Genomic DNA, 16,647 nt, shown 5'->3' with positions numbered 1-16,647 from the left:
GCATCGACTACTTAAAGGAAGAAAGATTCGTGACATGTAAAGTGGCATCGCCCTCGTATGTTTTGGTTGAATCTTTCGGTACAACAGGTTTACCTGTATTAGGGATTTGGAGTGATTCCAGAAACATCTTTAATCCGTCCCTCTATGATTGGATCGACTGTCTTCAACTCGCTTACATAATCCCTTAGATTCTCCCAATCAGGAAGTCCGATGTCCGTTACTCTTCCTTCTTCATAGGCCTTTGCAAAGACCGTAAAGCCGTCTCCACCTTTGGCTGTAAAGGCATTGGTGGCTACTGTATATTGCTTGGTTTTATCCAGTTCGGTATACGTTCCATCTTGCCCTTTCACTTCAACCTTTTGTACGCGTTGACCCGCGTCCTTTTTGCTGTCGTAGGTGAACTTCATGCCAGCTACATGTAGGAAACCGCCACTTTCTCTCGGTGCTTGGCTCACGCTATGCTCCAATGCTTGCGTTATTTCCTCACCTGTTAGCTTCATTGTCGCCAATGTATTGCCAAACGGTAACACAGTCAAAATATCCCCTAAGGTGATGTCACCTTGATCGATACCTGCACGGATACCTCCACCATTTTGGAAGGCGATGACCGTGTCTTTATTATATTCTTTAGCTTTCGTCAGCATGGCATCGGTAATTAGATTCCCCAATTCCGTTTCATTTTTACGGACACTTGGTTTCGTGACGTCGCCTGAATCACGCGGACTTGGCATTGCCTTCACTGCGGTTGCGCCCGTTTTGCTTTCTTTTACTTCCTGGATTTTCTTGGAGTAGGTTTCCAACTCTTTGGCAGCTTCTGCATCATCTTGTTTGTCGGCTAGCTTGATCAGTTGACCCGCTTGTCCTATTACTTTCCCTTTACTGTCAAATTCCACATCAAGCGTACCTAGGTAATCACTATATTGATAGGCTTGAACAATAAGGGTCGGATCCTTCGTTACGCCTTTATCATCCTCACTGATTACAACTGGAGCATCTAACTGCGTATGGCTATGTCCACCAACAATTACATCAATTCCTTTAACTTTAGCCGCCAGTGTTAAATCATTATCATATTCGGCATTGTCATCATAACCAAGGTGGGAAATGGCGACGATTTTATTGATTCCCATTCCTTCGAATGCTTTCACGGCTTTGTTTGCTTCTTCCAGGTAGTTCTCGAATGCGACACTTCCGGGGCTGGAAATATCTTTCGTTTCTGCTGTCGTAAGCCCAAAGAACCCGACCTTTTCACCATCGATATCCTTCACGATGCCATTGTAGATTTTCCCTTGTTCAGGCTTACTCGAATATAAATCCGAAAATAACCCTTTGAATGTAGCGTCTTTGGAAAAGTCTACATTTGAACTGACGAATGGGAACTGGGCGCCTTTAATAAAGTCAGCTAGTGCTTTATGTCCTTCATCACTTGAGCCTAAATCGAACTCATGGTTTCCAAATGTCATCACGTCGTACTTCATCAAGTTCATGAATTGAAGATCGGCTTGTCCCTTGAATTCATTGAAATACAAGGTACCCGAGAAAACATCCCCCGCATCGATCAAGAGAGCTTTTGGCTTGCTTTCCCTTACTTCCTTAACGGCAGTCACCCGTTTGGCCACATTATCTAAGTGGGCGTGTGTGTCATTTGTGTGCATTAAAGACAAGGTGAATTGAAGCCCTTCTTCCGCCTTCCACACCGTTTTATCCGCTGCTGCGATTCTTTTTTGGAAAGCTTTTGTATCTGCTTTATTGATTCCTTTTAGATTAATGGACGCTTTCGCTTTTTTAGCCGCGTCGATTTGAACTCTTGTCTTAAGCTCTCCACCTGCTAGTTCTTCGTAAGCACGTAGTTTCTTTTCGACTGCTTCTTTCTTTTCGGCATAGACTGCCGCTTCATATTTTCCGTTTACTTTCTTCACGTAAACATGGATGGCCTTACCGAGTTTGGATGTTTTGCTTACCTTTTTCAGCTGGGCAGAAACGGAATCCATCCGTTTGGCTGCCGTTTTCAAATCCCCTTTATCGATCCAATTTTCGGCCTTTTCATAGTAGTACGGCACTTTAAGGTCGCCGTTTAAGGATTTTTTCGTTCCTTTAGTGAATTTATCATAGAGAAGGGCTTCGATTTTGGCCCCGTACACCGTATCCTTAATATCTTTTTCAGTCTTTTTCACAGCTGAATCCAACTCATTATATTTCTTCTTAACTTCTGTTGGTTTTTGTGCGATGACCGAATTAGTAAGTGATTTTAGAATTTTATTATGGGCTGTTTTCGCTTTTTCTGCCTTTTGATGGCCTTTAACATAGCCCTCAGCCCGTGTAATATATTTATCATAGGCTTTAATTTCTTTTAGTTTTTCGTCTTTTTGTTTTTTAGGTAACGTTGATTTTTTTATGGAGGTAATTATGTCTTTTTTAGCCTGTTTGGCTGCTTTGATTTGTTTCTTGATGGTGGATACAGAAGCTAGTTTAGAAGAGTAGAAGTATGTGTCGAATGGCTTTTTGATGGTGACCTTGGCTGTTTTGATTTTACTGTTTAAGCTAGTTGTTGCCGCATCGGTTGGTACCGGTGCCACTGCGACGATTGTTGATGCAGCCAGTACGGTAGCTGATGCAAACTGAATCATTTTCTTTTTCCCCATTAAAGTAGTGCCTCCCTTTACTATACTGAATAATAGTATTGTAAAAATATACAATAAACCATCTCAGTTTAAGCTATCTTAATTTTCACATAAATCGACCTATGTCTTTTCCCCTATCGTTATGTGTACAACCTATAATACAACAAAATAATCCAAATTAAAAACAGGGAAATGCTAATTTCACGAAATATTTACAAAATTAATCGAATTGATTGATTTACCTTCCATTGTTCCACATTTTTCTACAACATGCCTTAAGCAGGGAACAAAAAAGGCAATCCTTCTTAAAGAAGAATCACCCATTGATCTTATAAAGCTGCTTCAATTATTCGCCAATTAGCGAGGACCAGAACAATGACGATGGCATTTTTGATGACGTTGACCATTGTCCGATTGTATTGTAATTCTTTCGCTTTATTGTCGCTTTTATAGATTCGTAAGTTGATGTTATCAGGAAACTTTTCAACCAGACTAAACACACCAAATGCGACTAGCCCAATGAAAGGTAGACCTAAAATACTTTTCTTATCTCCCCATTGGGAAACAACACCAGCTGAATCGAATCTCATGGGAATGCTATCCGGTAGGGCAGACCATTGGATACATATATAGATAAAAATAATGATAAGCAGAATCAAGGAAGCTAAGTCTAATGAACGCTCGAATATAGTTTTTTTATTCTTGACCATCTTTAATCCACCTTTACCTTTAACATAGCCAATTCCTTTGCCAAGATGGAACTGCGAAATTTCTTTTGACGGAGAAACTCCTTTATCTCATCCGGAGTTTGATAGGAAAGCCTGATGTGATAGTAATTGATATGTTCTATAATGGCGAATGCATAAAGAAAGGCGAACCAATAATGACCATCCGGAAACTTTATGATTTGATAAACCGAAACGAGTGCTCCTATCAAGATCAGAACAAAATTGATCTTTTTAAACAGCAGAAACATGCGCAGGTGGGAAGGTGGTAATGGTCCATACTTCTTCTGTTTAGCTCGCTTCCATTTCAAAAACCAATAGAGGCTCCCTTGAAGCAAGATGAATTCCAATAATACGAATGCATATATAGGTGGAAATGACGTGAAGTGAGCTATCCATATCTGTTGCTGAATGTATAACAGCCACATAGCGGCAAAAAGGATGGTAGCCGTTAACTCACCGGTAAATAAATGAAATAGCTTTCGATCTGCTTTTTTTTGCATGGAACTCTCCTTTCCCTCAAATTATCTGTTAGATGCATTCCACTCCTCTAAAGACATCATTTCAAACCGTTCTTCGAAATTCAATCGTAGGGGCGCAATGAGTTCCAAGGAGTTTCCATCGGGGTCTTTAAAATAGATTGCAGCGTGAGCTTGTGGATTATTGTCCAAAACCAAAGGTTGCCTTTCTGGTGTAAAGTCTTCAAAAGAAGTAACCACTTCTATCCCTTTTTCAGTTAACCAGCCTTTCGCTTTTTGGATATCTTCTAGGGAAACGTGGAAAGCAACATGTCTTAATGCTGGGTGATAAGGAGTTTTCACCGTATCCGATTCCCAAAGACCTAGCCAACTCTTTCCTTCCTCTATCCAGAAAAACGTGACCCGCGCGCTTCTATAAGCGATCTTCAATTCTAGCTTCTCATAAAATTCAATGGATTTCGCAAGATTACTGACTGGTAAATGTGCTTCATACAGTCCCTTTATCATTACATGTCCCTCCTTTATCCCCGTTTACTAAGTATGATTTTTCAGCATTATAGCAATCCCTTTTCTACCTATCATTCTCTCATTCTTAGGGTTCTGAAAAACCCAGGGCAAACATCATGAGTAGACAATACATCGTTAACGCAATGAAAAATAACCCATTAGAAATGCTGCTAAGCACGATAATCCCCACTTGTTTTGTCCGTATAGCTAAAAATATGGCTACTAAAAATCCTAGATCAATGATCCATAACAATCCTATGTACACTTTGTCAGCTAAAACCACTGATTCTAGAAAAAGAAGCAAAAGGCCTATAAGTAAGATGACCGGTAGTATCAATGAAATAGCTGCCATTTTATTCTTTGCTTTCACATTTTCCACGATCCCCACCGACCTTTCATTTCTGTGCCTTACGTTTTCCCGTACTTATTGCGGCTAATATTAAGAATAGAATGGCAAGTAGGTTTCCTAGCAACCCTTGTTTTAAAACACCTGTAAGAACCAAATTCGATTCCACTGCCAATACGATTAACAGAAGTGTATAGCGACTTACCCCCATAGGTACACCCCTCCTATAAAAGAAATGATAAATACAGTCAAAACGGTTGGTAAATATGCAGTTATGAATCCTATGTTTGATTTCAACCAAAGTCCCTCTAACTTTATAATCATTAAACCATCACAGCAGTATAATATTACCATTTTTAGCCTTCAAGAACTACAATAATTTCCATATCTTCAGGTTGCGTCACGATTGGGCATCTAGTTGTATAGAGACCTTTAAACTTATTAAACAAAGAAAATATCCCTTGTTAGCTTCAAAGGCAGCTACCAAAGGATGACAGTCCTTTACATTAAACCAAATCTTCTTTCTCGATCGTTCGAATTGAAAAGTAAGCAACGGCCACCCCGACGGCCGCGAGCCCTAATTGAAGAGGAATGAAAGTAACCAATGAGAATGATGGGTAGGAGGCACAAGCAATCATCACCACTATAATAGAGGAACAGATTGTGGCTGGAACAGAATACTTTCGCATCCCAAAATACAATGGAATTAAGCTTATTCCCGCTGTAGCAATCGAATATGGGACCATTTTTATGACTTCTCCCATATACTGTTGCATAGTGATTTGGAATGTTACAAGAGGAACATATTGATGGATGATAGAAAATGAACCCACAACGATGATGTTAGACAATAACATCGTGATGAATGTCAGGGCCCCTATAATTAGCAGTTTGCTAGCAATGATTTTCCTTCGATTGATGGGATAGGAGAACAGAATCAGAATCGTCTTGTTTGAATATTCTTCGATGATCATTTTCGCAATCAGTACTGCCGCGAATATGATAAATGTAGCTCTTACAATTGCCCCGATTAGTATAAAGGCTTCTTGATGCGAAGCAACGAATAAATCGCCTTCCACTTGTGCTGTATACATGGCGAAACTAAGTAAGGCAATTATAATAACGTTTGCCATAACCGCTCCTTTAACATACCAGCCAAGTTTCATCTTCATCAGTTCTAACCTCATTAAATTAAGCATGCGTTTCCTCTCCTTCGATTAGATTAAGAAAATATTCTTCCAATGAGCTATTTTTCTTGTTAATGCTTTCAATTTCAACATCGTTCATAATGAGTGCCTTTGATATTTCTTGCTGCGTTGCGGTCATTTCATAAATGCGTATCGTCTGTTCACTCATGATTTTGAAGTTTTTTATGCCGATATGATTCTCTACTATATAAGCTGCCTTTTTAATATCTTGAACTGTCACCTCCATATAATCCGTTTGTTCCATAACGATACTCTTCATGGACACTTCCTTTATTAGCTTCCCATTGCGAATGACCCCGATGGTATCTGCCATTTGTTCCATTTCAGCTAAAATGTGGCTAGACACCAATAAAGTAATGCCAAATTCTTTACACAGCATTCTAAATAGCTCGCGCAACTCTTTAATGCCAATGGGATCTAAGCCATTAATAGGTTCATCTAAAATCAACAGCTCCGGTTTTGTCGTAATCGCTCTGGCTATTCCTAACCTTTGTTTCATTCCAAGAGAAAAGTCTTTTACTTTTTTGTCATCGATATTATGCAATTTCACAAGGTCCAACGCCTGGTCAATGGACTTCTTGTCATAATGGCCCATGTATTCACAATGCAAATATAGATTCTCCTTGGCTGTTAGTTTTTCATAGAAAATAGGATATTCAACAATGGAACCCATTCGTTTTAGAACCTCATAGGATGTATTCGTTAACTTCTCCCCAAAGATTTCAATATCACCGCTTGTAGGTTTGATTAAATTTGTAATCATTTTCAAGACCGTTGTTTTACCAGCACCGTTGGGTCCTAGAAAACCGTAGACCTCTCCTTGCTTTACATGCATATTGACCCCTGCAACAACTTCTCTCCCTTCATATACTTTTGTCAGTTGATTTGTTTTTACTATATAAGTCATTTTATTATCTCCTTTCGCTGCTTACTTTCATTTTACGAAACGAACTTCTCTTTTTTCTTACTCAATTCTTACAAATTCCTTAAGTTGAAGGAAATCACTTACATCAAGTTTGTAAACAGATCCGCCTTAACAAAAAGGCCCTCTAAGTCGGGCATAAAAATAGCCTGTAGAATTCCTTCCTCTACAAGCTAAAATATCATACGTTTTAACACGATTGTAAATACCGTTTTTTCAAATGGCGTACTCGAAAGATGAATCTCCCCACCCAATGCTTCCACAAGCCGCTTGGTGATGGTCAGGCCAAGTCCGCTTCCTTGATAAAGGTGATTTCTTGAATCCTCCAATGTATACATACGCTCAAAAACTTTATCGATATGGGAATGGGAAATTCCCTTTCCTTTATCCCATATATCAATGCATACCACCTGTTCATCCCCTCTTAAAGTCATACCCAGCGTTTTCCCATCCTCCCCATACGTAATCGCATTCGAGATTAAATTATTTAACACCCTGCTTAGCACATCTACGTTACCAAGGGCATAAAGATTTTCATCTGGGATATCGATTTGAACAGAAAAGCCTTTTGACGTGAGTAAATCATAGAACGATAATATATTGTTCTGACAGACTTCATTCAAATTCATTCTAGTTAGCTCGATTTCTTGATCTCCGGACTCCAGTTTCGCCAAATCAAAGAACTTATGAATGAGCTCCGTCACTTCGAGCGTTTTCACATGCAGCTTTTTCAGTAAAGCCTGTCGCTCATCCTCCTTCATCGTAGGATCAGTATGCAATATTTCTACATAGCCCAGAACAACCGTCAGTGGCGTTTTTAAATCATGGGAGACATTAGAGAGCATCTTTCGCATGGACAGCTCCACCTTGGCATGCTCGGCATTCGTGATCTGATTGGCTACTAATATATGATTAATGGCGACTAATAACTTTTGTAATTCTTTATCATCTGTTACCACTAATAGTTTCTCACCTGTTTGTTTTTCTAAAATATCCTCTAGCTTCGAATATATGTATCGTAAGTTTTTATCTTTATTTTTCTGAACGCGATATTGAAAGAAAACAATGCCTAGTAATAGGAAAATGATCATCGTTAAAAAAAGCACCATTTACATCACTTCCAGCTTATAACCGATGCCCCATAGTGTTTTAATGAATTTTGGGTTTGATGGATCATCCTCAATCTTCTCTCGCAGCCTTCTCATATGAACATTAATAACATTTTCATCGCCAAAATATTCTTCATCCCACAGTAGATTATAAATTTGAGATTTCGTGAACACGCGGTTGCCATTCTTCGCAAATAATTTCAATAACTCGAATTCTTTTGAGGTTAGTTTAATGACCTCGTCGTTCTTCCAGACGGTAAAATTAATCGTATCTATTTTCAAATCACCAATATGAATAAGTTCATCTTGTATCTTTTGAGGAGCAGAATAAGTAGTCGAACGCCTAATCCCAGCCTTCACCCGTGCGGACAGTTCAATCATGGAAAATGGCTTACAAATGTAATCATCTGCACCGAGCCCCAACCCAATTGCCTTATCCACATCCGTATCCTTAGCAGACATCATTAAAATAGGAATTGCACTTCTTTCACGAATCCATTTCATCACTTCTAACCCATCTATCTTTGGCATCATAATATCAAGAATGATGAACACGAACGAATCTTGCGTGAATTTTTTTATAGCTTCTTCTCCATCACAAGCTGTCACCACAACAAAACCCTCTTTTATTAAATAGCTTTCTACCATTTCCTGAATGGATGCATCATCTTCCACTAACAGAATTTTATCTTGGATATGCTTCTCCTCCCACTTTTTACATATATTAACATGATTATTATACCCTAAAATCCAGTACGCCTCAGCTAGTAAATCAGTGAACCCTGAGCCTTTTGTTGAAAACTATGACAAATAGATAAGCTAACTTGTCCGAAATAGCATTAACTATATAATCCTTTAGAAACGAGGTGAAATACATGTCTAATTCTGTGTCCATTCCAAGGCCTCCAGATGTAGTGACTATATTATGGGAAAGAAATCCGTTAAAGCCACAATCATCTCGTAGAATTGTAGAAGCTTCCGTCATTGGCAGTGCTGAACCCTGTAAGCTATCAACAGGTAGGTGCTACCGGAAGGCTGTAAACTGTTTGCTAGACAATGGATTTGTGAGAGTAACGAATACCCATTATGACGTTTTCGGTGTGGCTGTCTTCGTCCGTCTATTCTAGTATATTTCTTGAGAGAGAGAAGGATTTTGTCGAAAAATCGATATAATGGCAAATCCCGAAGATAAAAACGTTCTTTCCAAAGATAAATGGGACAATGACGAAGATAAAAATGCCTTTTCGTAGATAAATGATGAAATGGAAAACCACATGATGTAGCTTCATGTGGTTTTCTGGTTTTATTTATATTTAGGAATATCCATGTTTAGATTATAGGAATCTAGCAAGCTATATAAATTATAAATTTGTTTCACTTGTTTTATGGCCCAGCCGATATCCGTTGCATACTGATGGGTGGCATATCCATAATTGCTTGCCCCAGCTGGATTCCATCTCATTTTATATAAAGTATCCTGTCCGGCGGAGATATACCCTTTGGCAATGAATTCTGCACCGCCAATGATCGCAGCTTCAGGAGTGAACCATCCTGCATTGTAGGCATATTGCGCACCACTGCTTACTGCCGTTCCGTCATAAGCGCCGATTCCATACATATTATAGACCGTCTTTCCGTTCACCTTCACACCTGTTGCCAATGGTGAAGTCCCTTTGCCGGTTTCCAATAATGCATGTGAGATAAGATAAATATCATTGACCCCATATTTATCCCCTGCCGCCATGAAGGTTGCGGCTTGTCCTTCTAAGATTCCTTTGCCGGATAGTATTCTACTATTCACTTCGGCAGCGTTCAGGTTCGCACTTTGAGAGAGTTTAACAAACTGGAACGTGTTCACTGGATCATCTACAAAATTATCTGGATTGAGATGATATTTCACATCTGTTGGACTGGCATTGACCCACGTTTTGTTGATATCCACTTCATACCAGTAATAACCGTCAGATCCCTTCACTTTCGATTTAACCGTCAGTGACTGGTTATTGCTAACTGAGCCGACTATCCAATTATCCGGGCCGGCTCCTCCCCTGAGTCTCCACCCTGAACCATTGACCGTACCTTTAGTGGCAGAGGTCAAGATAATGCCGTCCTCACGTATATAAGTTTGGTAGCTTTTATCTGTTTGTGCATCCGCGGTCATCTGCAGGTCTACCATCTTATCGATCGTCAAGTTATACTCGTTATAATTCTTAATGATGATTCCTGTCGCATTACCCGGAGTTTCTGCAGCCGTGTCCACTAAATATTGTGAATTCACATATCCTGTTTGCCCATTTGCAGATACTTTAGACCAACCATCCGATTCAGAATACACGGTGACCGCTGTGTTATTGGCAAGCATTCCAACGATAGATGCCGAAGCTGAAGCAGCCGATCGTATATTCAAATTAGATCCATCATTCACTTTCACGAATTTAATGAGCGTGTTTTCTTCAATTGGAGGAGTAGGTTCCGGCTTTTCCTCTTTTGAATTTGGATTAACGGATGTAAGATACTGGGAGTTCACATACCCTTCTCCACCATATACCTCAATAAGTGACCAGCCATTCTCTTCAGAAAGAACTGTAACCTCTACATCCTTCGCCAATTTGACAATGATGGAGGCGGATTCTGTCGGTTTATTCCGCACATTGAGCGAACCCGAGGTGACGTTCACATATTTTGTCACTTTGACGGGTTTCACCGTATCCATTACAGGCTTTGTTGTGGAAAGATAGTTGGTATTCACATATCCTTCCTGGTTGTTCGCTTTAATTTTCGCCCAGCCGTTGGACTCCGAGTACACCGTTACCTTCGTGCCTTTGGTTAATTCCGTGACAATTTTCGCACTGGCCGAACCACTTTGCCTCATATTCAGCGTGCCTGTACTCACATCTACATACTTCGTCGTCGTTTTGACCGGAGTGGACGCCGGTTTGGCCGTGACCGGCTTCGTGGCAGAAAGGTATTTGGTATTCACATACCCATCCTTGTTATTCGCTTTGATTTTTGACCAGCCATTGGACTCCGAGTACACCGTTACTTTGGTGCCCGTGGTTATTTCTGTGACAATTTTTGCACTTGCCGAACCACTTTGCCTCATATTCAGTGCCCCAGTATTCACATACTTCGTCGTCGTTTTGACCGGAGTGGACGCTGGTTTGGCCGTGACCGGCTTCGTGGCAGAAAGATACTGGCTATTCACATACCCTTCCTTATTGTTCGCTTTGATTTTTGCCCAGCCCTTGGACTCTGAATACACCGTTACCTTGGTGCCCTTCGTTAGCTCGGTGACAATTTTCGCACTGGCCGAACCGTTTTTGCGCATATTCAGTGTACCAGAACTTACATTCACATATTTCGTCGTCGTTTTAACCGGAGTGGACGCTGGTTTGGCCGTGACCGGCTTCGTGGCAGAAAGATACTGGCTATTCACATACCCTTCCTTATTGTTCGCTTTAATTTTTGCCCAGCCCTTGGACTCTGAATACACCGTTACCTTCGTGCCCTTGGTTAGCTCGGTGACAATTTTCGCGCTAGCTGATCCGCTCTTGCGCATATTCAGCGTGCCTGTACTCACATTCACATATTTCGTCGTCGTTTTGGCGGGGGGAATCACTGCCTGTTTGACTGCTCCAGGCTTTTTCGTAGAAAGGTATGTTGAATTCACATAGCCTTCTTTTCCATTCGCCTTGATTTTTGCCCAGCCCTTGGATTCCGAATACACCGTTACCTTTGTGCCTTTATTCAGATTCGCTACTACGGCAGCACTTGCCTTACCGCTTTTGCGCATATTCAGCGATCCCGAACTTACATTTACATATTTCGTTGTCGTCTTAACGGGGGTAACCACTGCCTGTTTAACTGCTCCAGGCTTTTTCGTAGAAAGGTATGTCGTACTCACATAGCCTTCTTTTCCATTCGCTTTGATTTTCGCCCAGCCCTTGGATTCAGAATACACCATTACCTTTGTGCCATTACTCAGATTCGCTACCACAGCAGCACTTGCCTTGCCGCTTTTTCGCATATTCAATGTTCCCGAACTTACATTTACATATTTTGTTGTTTCTATATTTTTTTGTTCAACTGATAGAGGAGCCGCAGATATATGTTCTTCAAAAGCAACCGTGCTCATTACGGCAAAACATAAAGTCGGTATAATTAATTTCTTCATATCATTCTCCCTACTAAAGTATTGGTTTTTTCATATTAACTTAAATATCGGTTGAAAATAGTATTCTGATATAGGTATTTACAACCATATTCGTGACATAAATGTGTATTTATACTAGATTAATACTTCTGACCAGAAACTTTAATCAAATAGTAAAATAATTACTACATTAGTAAAGATATTGAATTAATTGAAATAATCGATAGACCAACACATCCTTGGTTGATTACGGACGATCATTTTATGAAGCCACAAGGAATTTGGTTTTTTTTGACGAATAATGAACAAGTATGAGAGCGCGAAGTCCTAAAAAAGAGGGGTAAAGGGTTAATGAAAAGAATAATTATGGTATTAAGTCTGGTATTGTTGGCTGCTTGTTCAAATGGTGAGGTGAAATATGATGGAACACCTTTGAAGATTGCCGTAATCGGCGAGATTCCTCCATTTCAAAATAAAAACATTCGAGTCGAATCGGTAACATTAGACAACTTCATTGAAGATTCCACACAAGTTTCAGCAAAATTCGATGCCGTCATGCTAACAGAAGACGCTTTCGAGGCAGCATCAGATGATAAATTTATCGACGTATATAATAATTCGGAAATCCCCATTGTTTTTCTGAATTCTAGTAAAAGGCACTATCCCTTTGTTACCGAAGGCATTACTTATGAAACGGCCCATGATTCTTTAACTAACGGTTCTCATACGACCGTTTATTTACATGATGATTCCGCAAATAAAGACGATGCTTGGTTTTTTTATTTAGACGATAAAAAGGATACGAACGATCTTTATACGAATCTCTTCCGTAAGATTGATGAGTTATAAGAATGAAAGTAATCATTCCACAACAAATAACCCCACATGTACTACAAGTGGGGTTACGAAAAGGACTTATTATAGGTTATTTAAAAACTCATTCACTTGATCTGGAGTTTTAGCGTTTGCACTGTGTAAATGGGCGATTTTCTCACCATTTTTGAACACCAATAATGAAGGGATTCCCATAACTGTTTGTTCTTCAGCAATTTCCGGGAATTCATCTTTATCGATGGTGAACCATTTCTTATCTTGATGTTCAGCTGTGATATCATCAATGAACATATCCAGGCGCTTGCAATCCGGGCACCATGTTGTCGTGAAAATCCCGACCGTCAATTCATCTTGTTTGATTTGTTCGCGATATTCTTGTTCTGTACTGATCGTCTTCATATTATTCTCCTCCGAGCTTTTATAAAAATAGCTTAGGTAACTTAAGTTACTCAGTGATAAATATATAGGTAATTGCTTCATTGTTCAAATTCTAACTATGGGTCATCGCTTATATTCTCCGATTAAATGATGATTAATACCAGGACTATATCTTGCTATGATATGCAAATCCATGATACAGGAGGAAATACTAATGGATAATAAAACCCAACTAGCTTTAATTTTGCACTTAATTTCCCTTGCCGTATCCATTTATTTTAGCATCAATCCGGAAGCATTACTAAGAGGTGGATATGATTTAGCCGTTGATGGTTTAGTGGTGGCACGAACGTTGATGATTATTTTCACATTATATGTATTCGTTAAATTAGGAGAATTCATAACTAACAAAAAAGATTAGCTCCAGTGCCTAAAAAACTCTATCCTAATCGCTAGCACGGTTTGTGCGGGATAGAGTTTATCCATCTCCCATAGTACCATTCTCCTTAAATTATTTCAGAAAAACTAAAACCCAAAATGGTCCTCCCTCTTTTAGCCAGAGGATCATTTTTCTCATAAATTCCTCTTTGTAAGATGTTTGGTCAATATCCTCGTTTATAAATACCTATAATTCAATACTATTTCTCCACTACCTTTTCCCTTTCTTTATAGAATCTGCTCAAATGACAATTCATGGAACGTTTACTCATGCCATTCATACCGTATTCCCTCGACTCACCTACCATTTTCCTTCTCCCTAAGCCCTGCACAATCACTATTCTAAAAAAGTAAAATCAGAAAAGTTAACGAAAGAAAAGGTCCTCGACTAAGCAGAAATATGATGGTGAGTCATTTATTCTATGAAAATAATTATTTCTTCATCAAAATCCTTTGTTACCAAAGGATTCTTAAAAAATTCCAAATAAAAAAAAGATAAAAGGGTTTGATTTTCTTACAAAAATATTATAATCTTCAAATAATTTCATATTTTATTAGGGGGCAATCACATGATTTTACGTGATTTTTTTATTCATCTGTCAGAAAACAAAACCTTGAATAGTGCTGCACAAAGGTACGGGCTAAAGCTTGGTGCACAGAGTGTAGTCGCAGGAACGAACATTGAAGAAACGATTCATACCATCAAGACATTGAACCAACAAGGTATTTCCTGTACAGTCGATAACCTTGGGGAATTTGTTTTCGAGAAAAGTGAAGCAACCGCCGCAAAGGAACAAATCATCAAGGTTATCGAAGCCATTCATGAAAACCAAGCAGATGCACACATCTCCCTAAAACCCTCACAGCTTGGTTTGGATATTGACTATGAATTTTGTCTTCAGAATTTAATAGAAATCGCTGCGAAAGCGAAGGAATATAATATTTTCATTAACTTCGATATGGAAAATTACAAACGCTTACACCCCTCTTTCAAATTGATGGAAGCGGTGCAAGAACAGTACGAAAATGTAGGGACCGTCATTCAAGCGTATTTCCATGAGTCGATGGAGAATATCGAGAGATTCAAAGATTACCGTTTACGAATTGTTAAAGGAGCCTATAAAGAGCCCGAAAATATCGCTTATCAAAGTAAAGAACAGATTGATAAACATTATATTGACTTGATTGAATATCACTTACTGCACGGGAAATTCACATCTATAGCGACACATGATCACCGTGTCATTAACCATGTCAAACAGTTCGTCATGAAAAATAATATCTCTAAAGACAAGTTCGAATTCCAAATGCTGTTTGGGTTCCGTAAAGAATTGCAGCTAGAGTTAGCTAAAGAAGGATATAATTTCTGTACATATGTACCTTTTGGCGCCGACTGGTATGGATATTTCATGAGACGCTTAGCGGAAAGACCACAGAATCTAACACTGGTCACAAAGCAAGTCTTCAACAAGAAAACGAATATCGGGATCGGCGTAGCGACAGGGGCCTTCCTACTAGGACGGCTTTCGAAAAGACGTTTGGTCAAATAAGAAAACCTATAAGGTACACGGAATGATTCCCATCTAATACGGGAATCATTTTTTTCTGTGCTCCATTCATGTTAATCATTGAATTTTTTGAGGCGGTATTGCAGACTTTGCCTTCGCAGGCCGAGAGCTTTTGCGGTCTTTGACACGTTGCCATCGAACATCTTCAGCGCATTTTGGATATAGTACTCTTCGACTTCGTTCATGAATACGCTTAATGGGCGGATGTCTTTTTCATCTTCCGCTAAAAACATGCTCCCCGTCTCATCGGAAAGCCCTTCGCTTTGGACCTTCCACCTGAAATAAATCGGTAGACTATCAAAGTCTATGAGCGTTTCATTCGTCATCGTGCTTGTAATATCATCTAGCAATACTTCCAGCTCTTTTAAATTCCCTGGCCAATCGTAATCGAGAAAAATCTGTTCCACTTTAGCCGATAGGCCCTGGATTCGGCTTCCGGTAGTATTGCGATAGCGCTTGAAATAGTCCGATATAAAGGGCTTGATGTCTTCTTTTCGGTCACATAGTGCAGGGACATTTATACAGACGGAGGCAAAGAAATAATATAAATCTTTGGAAAGCTGTCCTTTGGCAATTAAGTCAATCGGATCTTTTCCGACGCTTGCTATAAAAACATGACTCTCCAGATGTTCTTTAAACAACTGTAAGATTCTTTCCTGGCCCTCAAGAGACAGATATTCCACACGCTCGCAAAAAATCGTCACCTGTTCATTTTTGTCAATTTGCTGCTGTAACTGATCAATCAACGCTTGTTCATCATTCCGGCAGATCAGCGTAATGAATTGACGATTACCAGGATTTAAATCATGGTGGATCCCTTCTGCAATCATATCTTTCCCCGTTCCGGACTCCCCGTAAAGCAAAACAGGCATTCTATTTTTGGCGGCCATCTTTGCCCGTTCGATTACACCGGCCATGAGCGGCGAAACAGCCGTTATGATATCGAATGTCAAAGGTTGTCCGTAACGTCGCATAGGTTGATAGGCCATTAATTCCCTACCCGTAATATCTTTTGAAATTTCGACAGCTCCAATTAATTCATCGTCCTTTACTATCGGGAGGATATCGGATATCGTCACAAATTCTTGACCCACACTATTCCAAAAATTCTTTTTGTAATTCTTGATGGGCTCGCATGTTTTTAAAACTCGATATAGATGACTATCATTTATTTTAGCGATCATTTCCTGCTCGAAACAATCATCCTCTACCGAACTAATCCCTTTTAACTCTCGCATTTTAGCATTATAAATCACTGTTTTCCCTTGAGAATCCACGGCGTGTATCCCAGCAGAAATGTTGTCCGTAATATACTTATAGATTTCATGTAAATCTTGCTGTTTCATCAGATCACCCCTT

At 39.5% G+C, this 16,647-nt stretch carries 17 protein-coding genes; 4 read left to right on the top strand and 13 right to left on the bottom strand.

What is annotated here, in order from left to right:
• Positions 1–98: 98 nt before the first annotated feature.
• The 10 genes from ACQKL5_RS13535 to ACQKL5_RS13490 form a co-directional block, all read right to left on the bottom strand.
• On the bottom strand, positions 99–2,642 hold the full coding sequence (locus tag ACQKL5_RS13535; RefSeq protein ID WP_427609407.1) for a 5'-nucleotidase C-terminal domain-containing protein: 2,544 nt from the start codon (positions 2,640–2,642) through the stop codon (positions 99–101).
• Between the two features lie 308 nt (positions 2,643–2,950).
• The gene (locus ACQKL5_RS13530; RefSeq protein ID WP_427609406.1) at positions 2,951–3,331 is read right to left on the bottom strand and encodes a DUF1648 domain-containing protein; all 381 of its coding nucleotides are present in this window, start codon (positions 3,329–3,331) and stop codon (positions 2,951–2,953) included.
• 2 nt (positions 3,332–3,333) lie between these two features.
• The gene (locus ACQKL5_RS13525; protein ID WP_427609405.1) at positions 3,334–3,849 is read right to left on the bottom strand and encodes a hypothetical protein; all 516 of its coding nucleotides are present in this window, start codon (positions 3,847–3,849) and stop codon (positions 3,334–3,336) included.
• Between the two features lie 21 nt (positions 3,850–3,870).
• Entirely contained in the window at positions 3,871–4,332 is a 462-nt protein-coding gene (locus tag ACQKL5_RS13520) for a VOC family protein (RefSeq protein ID WP_427609404.1), read from the bottom strand.
• A gap of 85 nt (positions 4,333–4,417) precedes the next feature.
• Complete coding sequence (locus ACQKL5_RS13515; protein ID WP_427609403.1) at positions 4,418–4,711, bottom strand: hypothetical protein; 294 nt, start codon at positions 4,709–4,711, stop codon at positions 4,418–4,420.
• A 16-nt stretch (positions 4,712–4,727) separates the two neighbouring features.
• Positions 4,728–4,889: a hypothetical protein gene (locus ACQKL5_RS13510; protein WP_427609402.1), complete on the bottom strand. Its 162-nt coding sequence runs from the start codon at positions 4,887–4,889 to the stop codon at positions 4,728–4,730.
• A gap of 295 nt (positions 4,890–5,184) precedes the next feature.
• Positions 5,185–5,877 carry an ABC transporter permease gene (locus ACQKL5_RS13505; RefSeq protein ID WP_427609401.1) on the bottom strand — a complete coding sequence of 231 codons (693 nt, stop codon included), beginning with the start codon at positions 5,875–5,877 and terminating at the stop codon, positions 5,185–5,187.
• Positions 5,870–6,793: an ABC transporter ATP-binding protein gene (locus ACQKL5_RS13500; RefSeq protein WP_427609400.1), complete on the bottom strand. Its 924-nt coding sequence runs from the start codon at positions 6,791–6,793 to the stop codon at positions 5,870–5,872. Before ACQKL5_RS13500 ends, ACQKL5_RS13505 begins: the two co-directional genes overlap by 8 nt.
• Before the next feature lie 188 nt (positions 6,794–6,981).
• Entirely contained in the window at positions 6,982–7,917 is a 936-nt protein-coding gene (locus ACQKL5_RS13495) for a sensor histidine kinase (RefSeq protein WP_427609399.1), read from the bottom strand.
• A complete protein-coding gene (locus ACQKL5_RS13490; protein ID WP_427609498.1) occupies positions 7,918–8,613 on the bottom strand; it encodes a response regulator transcription factor in 696 nt (231 codons plus the stop codon).
• 179 nt (positions 8,614–8,792) lie between these two features.
• On the opposite strand from ACQKL5_RS13490, the gene ACQKL5_RS13485 reads away from it, so the two are divergent.
• The gene (locus tag ACQKL5_RS13485) at positions 8,793–9,044 is read left to right on the top strand and encodes a hypothetical protein (RefSeq protein ID WP_427609398.1); all 252 of its coding nucleotides are present in this window, start codon (positions 8,793–8,795) and stop codon (positions 9,042–9,044) included.
• Between the two features lie 176 nt (positions 9,045–9,220).
• On the opposite strand, the gene ACQKL5_RS13480 is transcribed toward ACQKL5_RS13485, so the two are convergent.
• Positions 9,221–12,091: an SH3 domain-containing protein gene (locus ACQKL5_RS13480; RefSeq protein ID WP_427609397.1), complete on the bottom strand. Its 2,871-nt coding sequence runs from the start codon at positions 12,089–12,091 to the stop codon at positions 9,221–9,223.
• Positions 12,092–12,421: 330 nt separating this feature from the next.
• On the opposite strand from ACQKL5_RS13480, the gene ACQKL5_RS13475 reads away from it, so the two are divergent.
• Positions 12,422–12,919, top strand: a complete 498-nt coding sequence (locus ACQKL5_RS13475) for an amino acid oxidase (protein ID WP_427609396.1) — start codon at positions 12,422–12,424, stop codon at positions 12,917–12,919.
• Positions 12,920–12,988: 69 nt separating this feature from the next.
• Here ACQKL5_RS13475 and ACQKL5_RS13470 read toward each other — a convergent pair whose 3' ends face one another.
• Complete coding sequence (locus tag ACQKL5_RS13470) at positions 12,989–13,303, bottom strand: thioredoxin family protein (RefSeq protein ID WP_427609395.1); 315 nt, start codon at positions 13,301–13,303, stop codon at positions 12,989–12,991.
• Between the two features lie 193 nt (positions 13,304–13,496).
• On the opposite strand from ACQKL5_RS13470, the gene ACQKL5_RS13465 reads away from it, so the two are divergent.
• Positions 13,497–13,703 (top strand): hypothetical protein, encoded by a 207-nt coding sequence (locus ACQKL5_RS13465; RefSeq protein WP_427609394.1) that lies wholly within the window; start codon positions 13,497–13,499, stop codon positions 13,701–13,703.
• A 586-nt stretch (positions 13,704–14,289) separates the two neighbouring features.
• Positions 14,290–15,270, top strand: a complete 981-nt coding sequence (locus ACQKL5_RS13460) for a proline dehydrogenase family protein (protein ID WP_427609393.1) — start codon at positions 14,290–14,292, stop codon at positions 15,268–15,270.
• 71 nt (positions 15,271–15,341) lie between these two features.
• On the opposite strand, the gene ACQKL5_RS13455 is transcribed toward ACQKL5_RS13460, so the two are convergent.
• Positions 15,342–16,634, bottom strand: coding sequence for a sigma 54-interacting transcriptional regulator (locus tag ACQKL5_RS13455; RefSeq protein WP_427609392.1), 1,293 nt, complete (start codon positions 16,632–16,634; stop codon positions 15,342–15,344).
• Positions 16,635–16,647 lie beyond the last annotated feature (13 nt).

It is taken from the genome of Peribacillus sp. NPDC097675, assembly GCF_050277655.1.
GTDB lineage: Bacteria > Bacillota > Bacilli > Bacillales > DSM-1321 > Peribacillus.
The sequence above is the reverse complement of the archived record's forward strand: the minus strand, read 5'-3'. Positions and strand labels throughout refer to the sequence as shown.

What these genes read in the sequence shown, in the direction of transcription:
- ACQKL5_RS13535 (WP_427609407.1), bottom strand. Translation starts at nt 2,642, where the DNA reads ATGGGGAAAAAGAAAATGATTCAGTTTGCATCAGCTACCGTACTGGCT.
- ACQKL5_RS13530 (WP_427609406.1), bottom strand. Translation starts at nt 3,331, where the DNA reads ATGGTCAAGAATAAAAAAACTATATTCGAGCGTTCATTAGACTTAGCT.
- ACQKL5_RS13525 (WP_427609405.1), bottom strand. Translation starts at nt 3,849, where the DNA reads ATGCAAAAAAAAGCAGATCGAAAGCTATTTCATTTATTTACCGGTGAG.
- ACQKL5_RS13520 (WP_427609404.1), bottom strand. Translation starts at nt 4,332, where the DNA reads ATGATAAAGGGACTGTATGAAGCACATTTACCAGTCAGTAATCTTGCG.
- ACQKL5_RS13510 (WP_427609402.1), bottom strand. Translation starts at nt 4,889, where the DNA reads ATGGGGGTAAGTCGCTATACACTTCTGTTAATCGTATTGGCAGTGGAA.
- ACQKL5_RS13505 (WP_427609401.1), bottom strand. Translation starts at nt 5,877, where the DNA reads ATGCTTAATTTAATGAGGTTAGAACTGATGAAGATGAAACTTGGCTGG.
- ACQKL5_RS13500 (WP_427609400.1), bottom strand. Translation starts at nt 6,793, where the DNA reads ATGACTTATATAGTAAAAACAAATCAACTGACAAAAGTATATGAAGGG.
- ACQKL5_RS13495 (WP_427609399.1), bottom strand. Translation starts at nt 7,917, where the DNA reads ATGGTGCTTTTTTTAACGATGATCATTTTCCTATTACTAGGCATTGTT.
- ACQKL5_RS13485 (WP_427609398.1), top strand. Translation starts at nt 8,793, where the DNA reads ATGTCTAATTCTGTGTCCATTCCAAGGCCTCCAGATGTAGTGACTATA.
- ACQKL5_RS13480 (WP_427609397.1), bottom strand. Translation starts at nt 12,091, where the DNA reads ATGAAGAAATTAATTATACCGACTTTATGTTTTGCCGTAATGAGCACG.
- ACQKL5_RS13475 (WP_427609396.1), top strand. Translation starts at nt 12,422, where the DNA reads ATGAAAAGAATAATTATGGTATTAAGTCTGGTATTGTTGGCTGCTTGT.
- ACQKL5_RS13470 (WP_427609395.1), bottom strand. Translation starts at nt 13,303, where the DNA reads ATGAAGACGATCAGTACAGAACAAGAATATCGCGAACAAATCAAACAA.
- ACQKL5_RS13465 (WP_427609394.1), top strand. Translation starts at nt 13,497, where the DNA reads ATGGATAATAAAACCCAACTAGCTTTAATTTTGCACTTAATTTCCCTT.
- ACQKL5_RS13460 (WP_427609393.1), top strand. Translation starts at nt 14,290, where the DNA reads ATGATTTTACGTGATTTTTTTATTCATCTGTCAGAAAACAAAACCTTG.
- ACQKL5_RS13455 (WP_427609392.1), bottom strand. Translation starts at nt 16,634, where the DNA reads ATGAAACAGCAAGATTTACATGAAATCTATAAGTATATTACGGACAAC.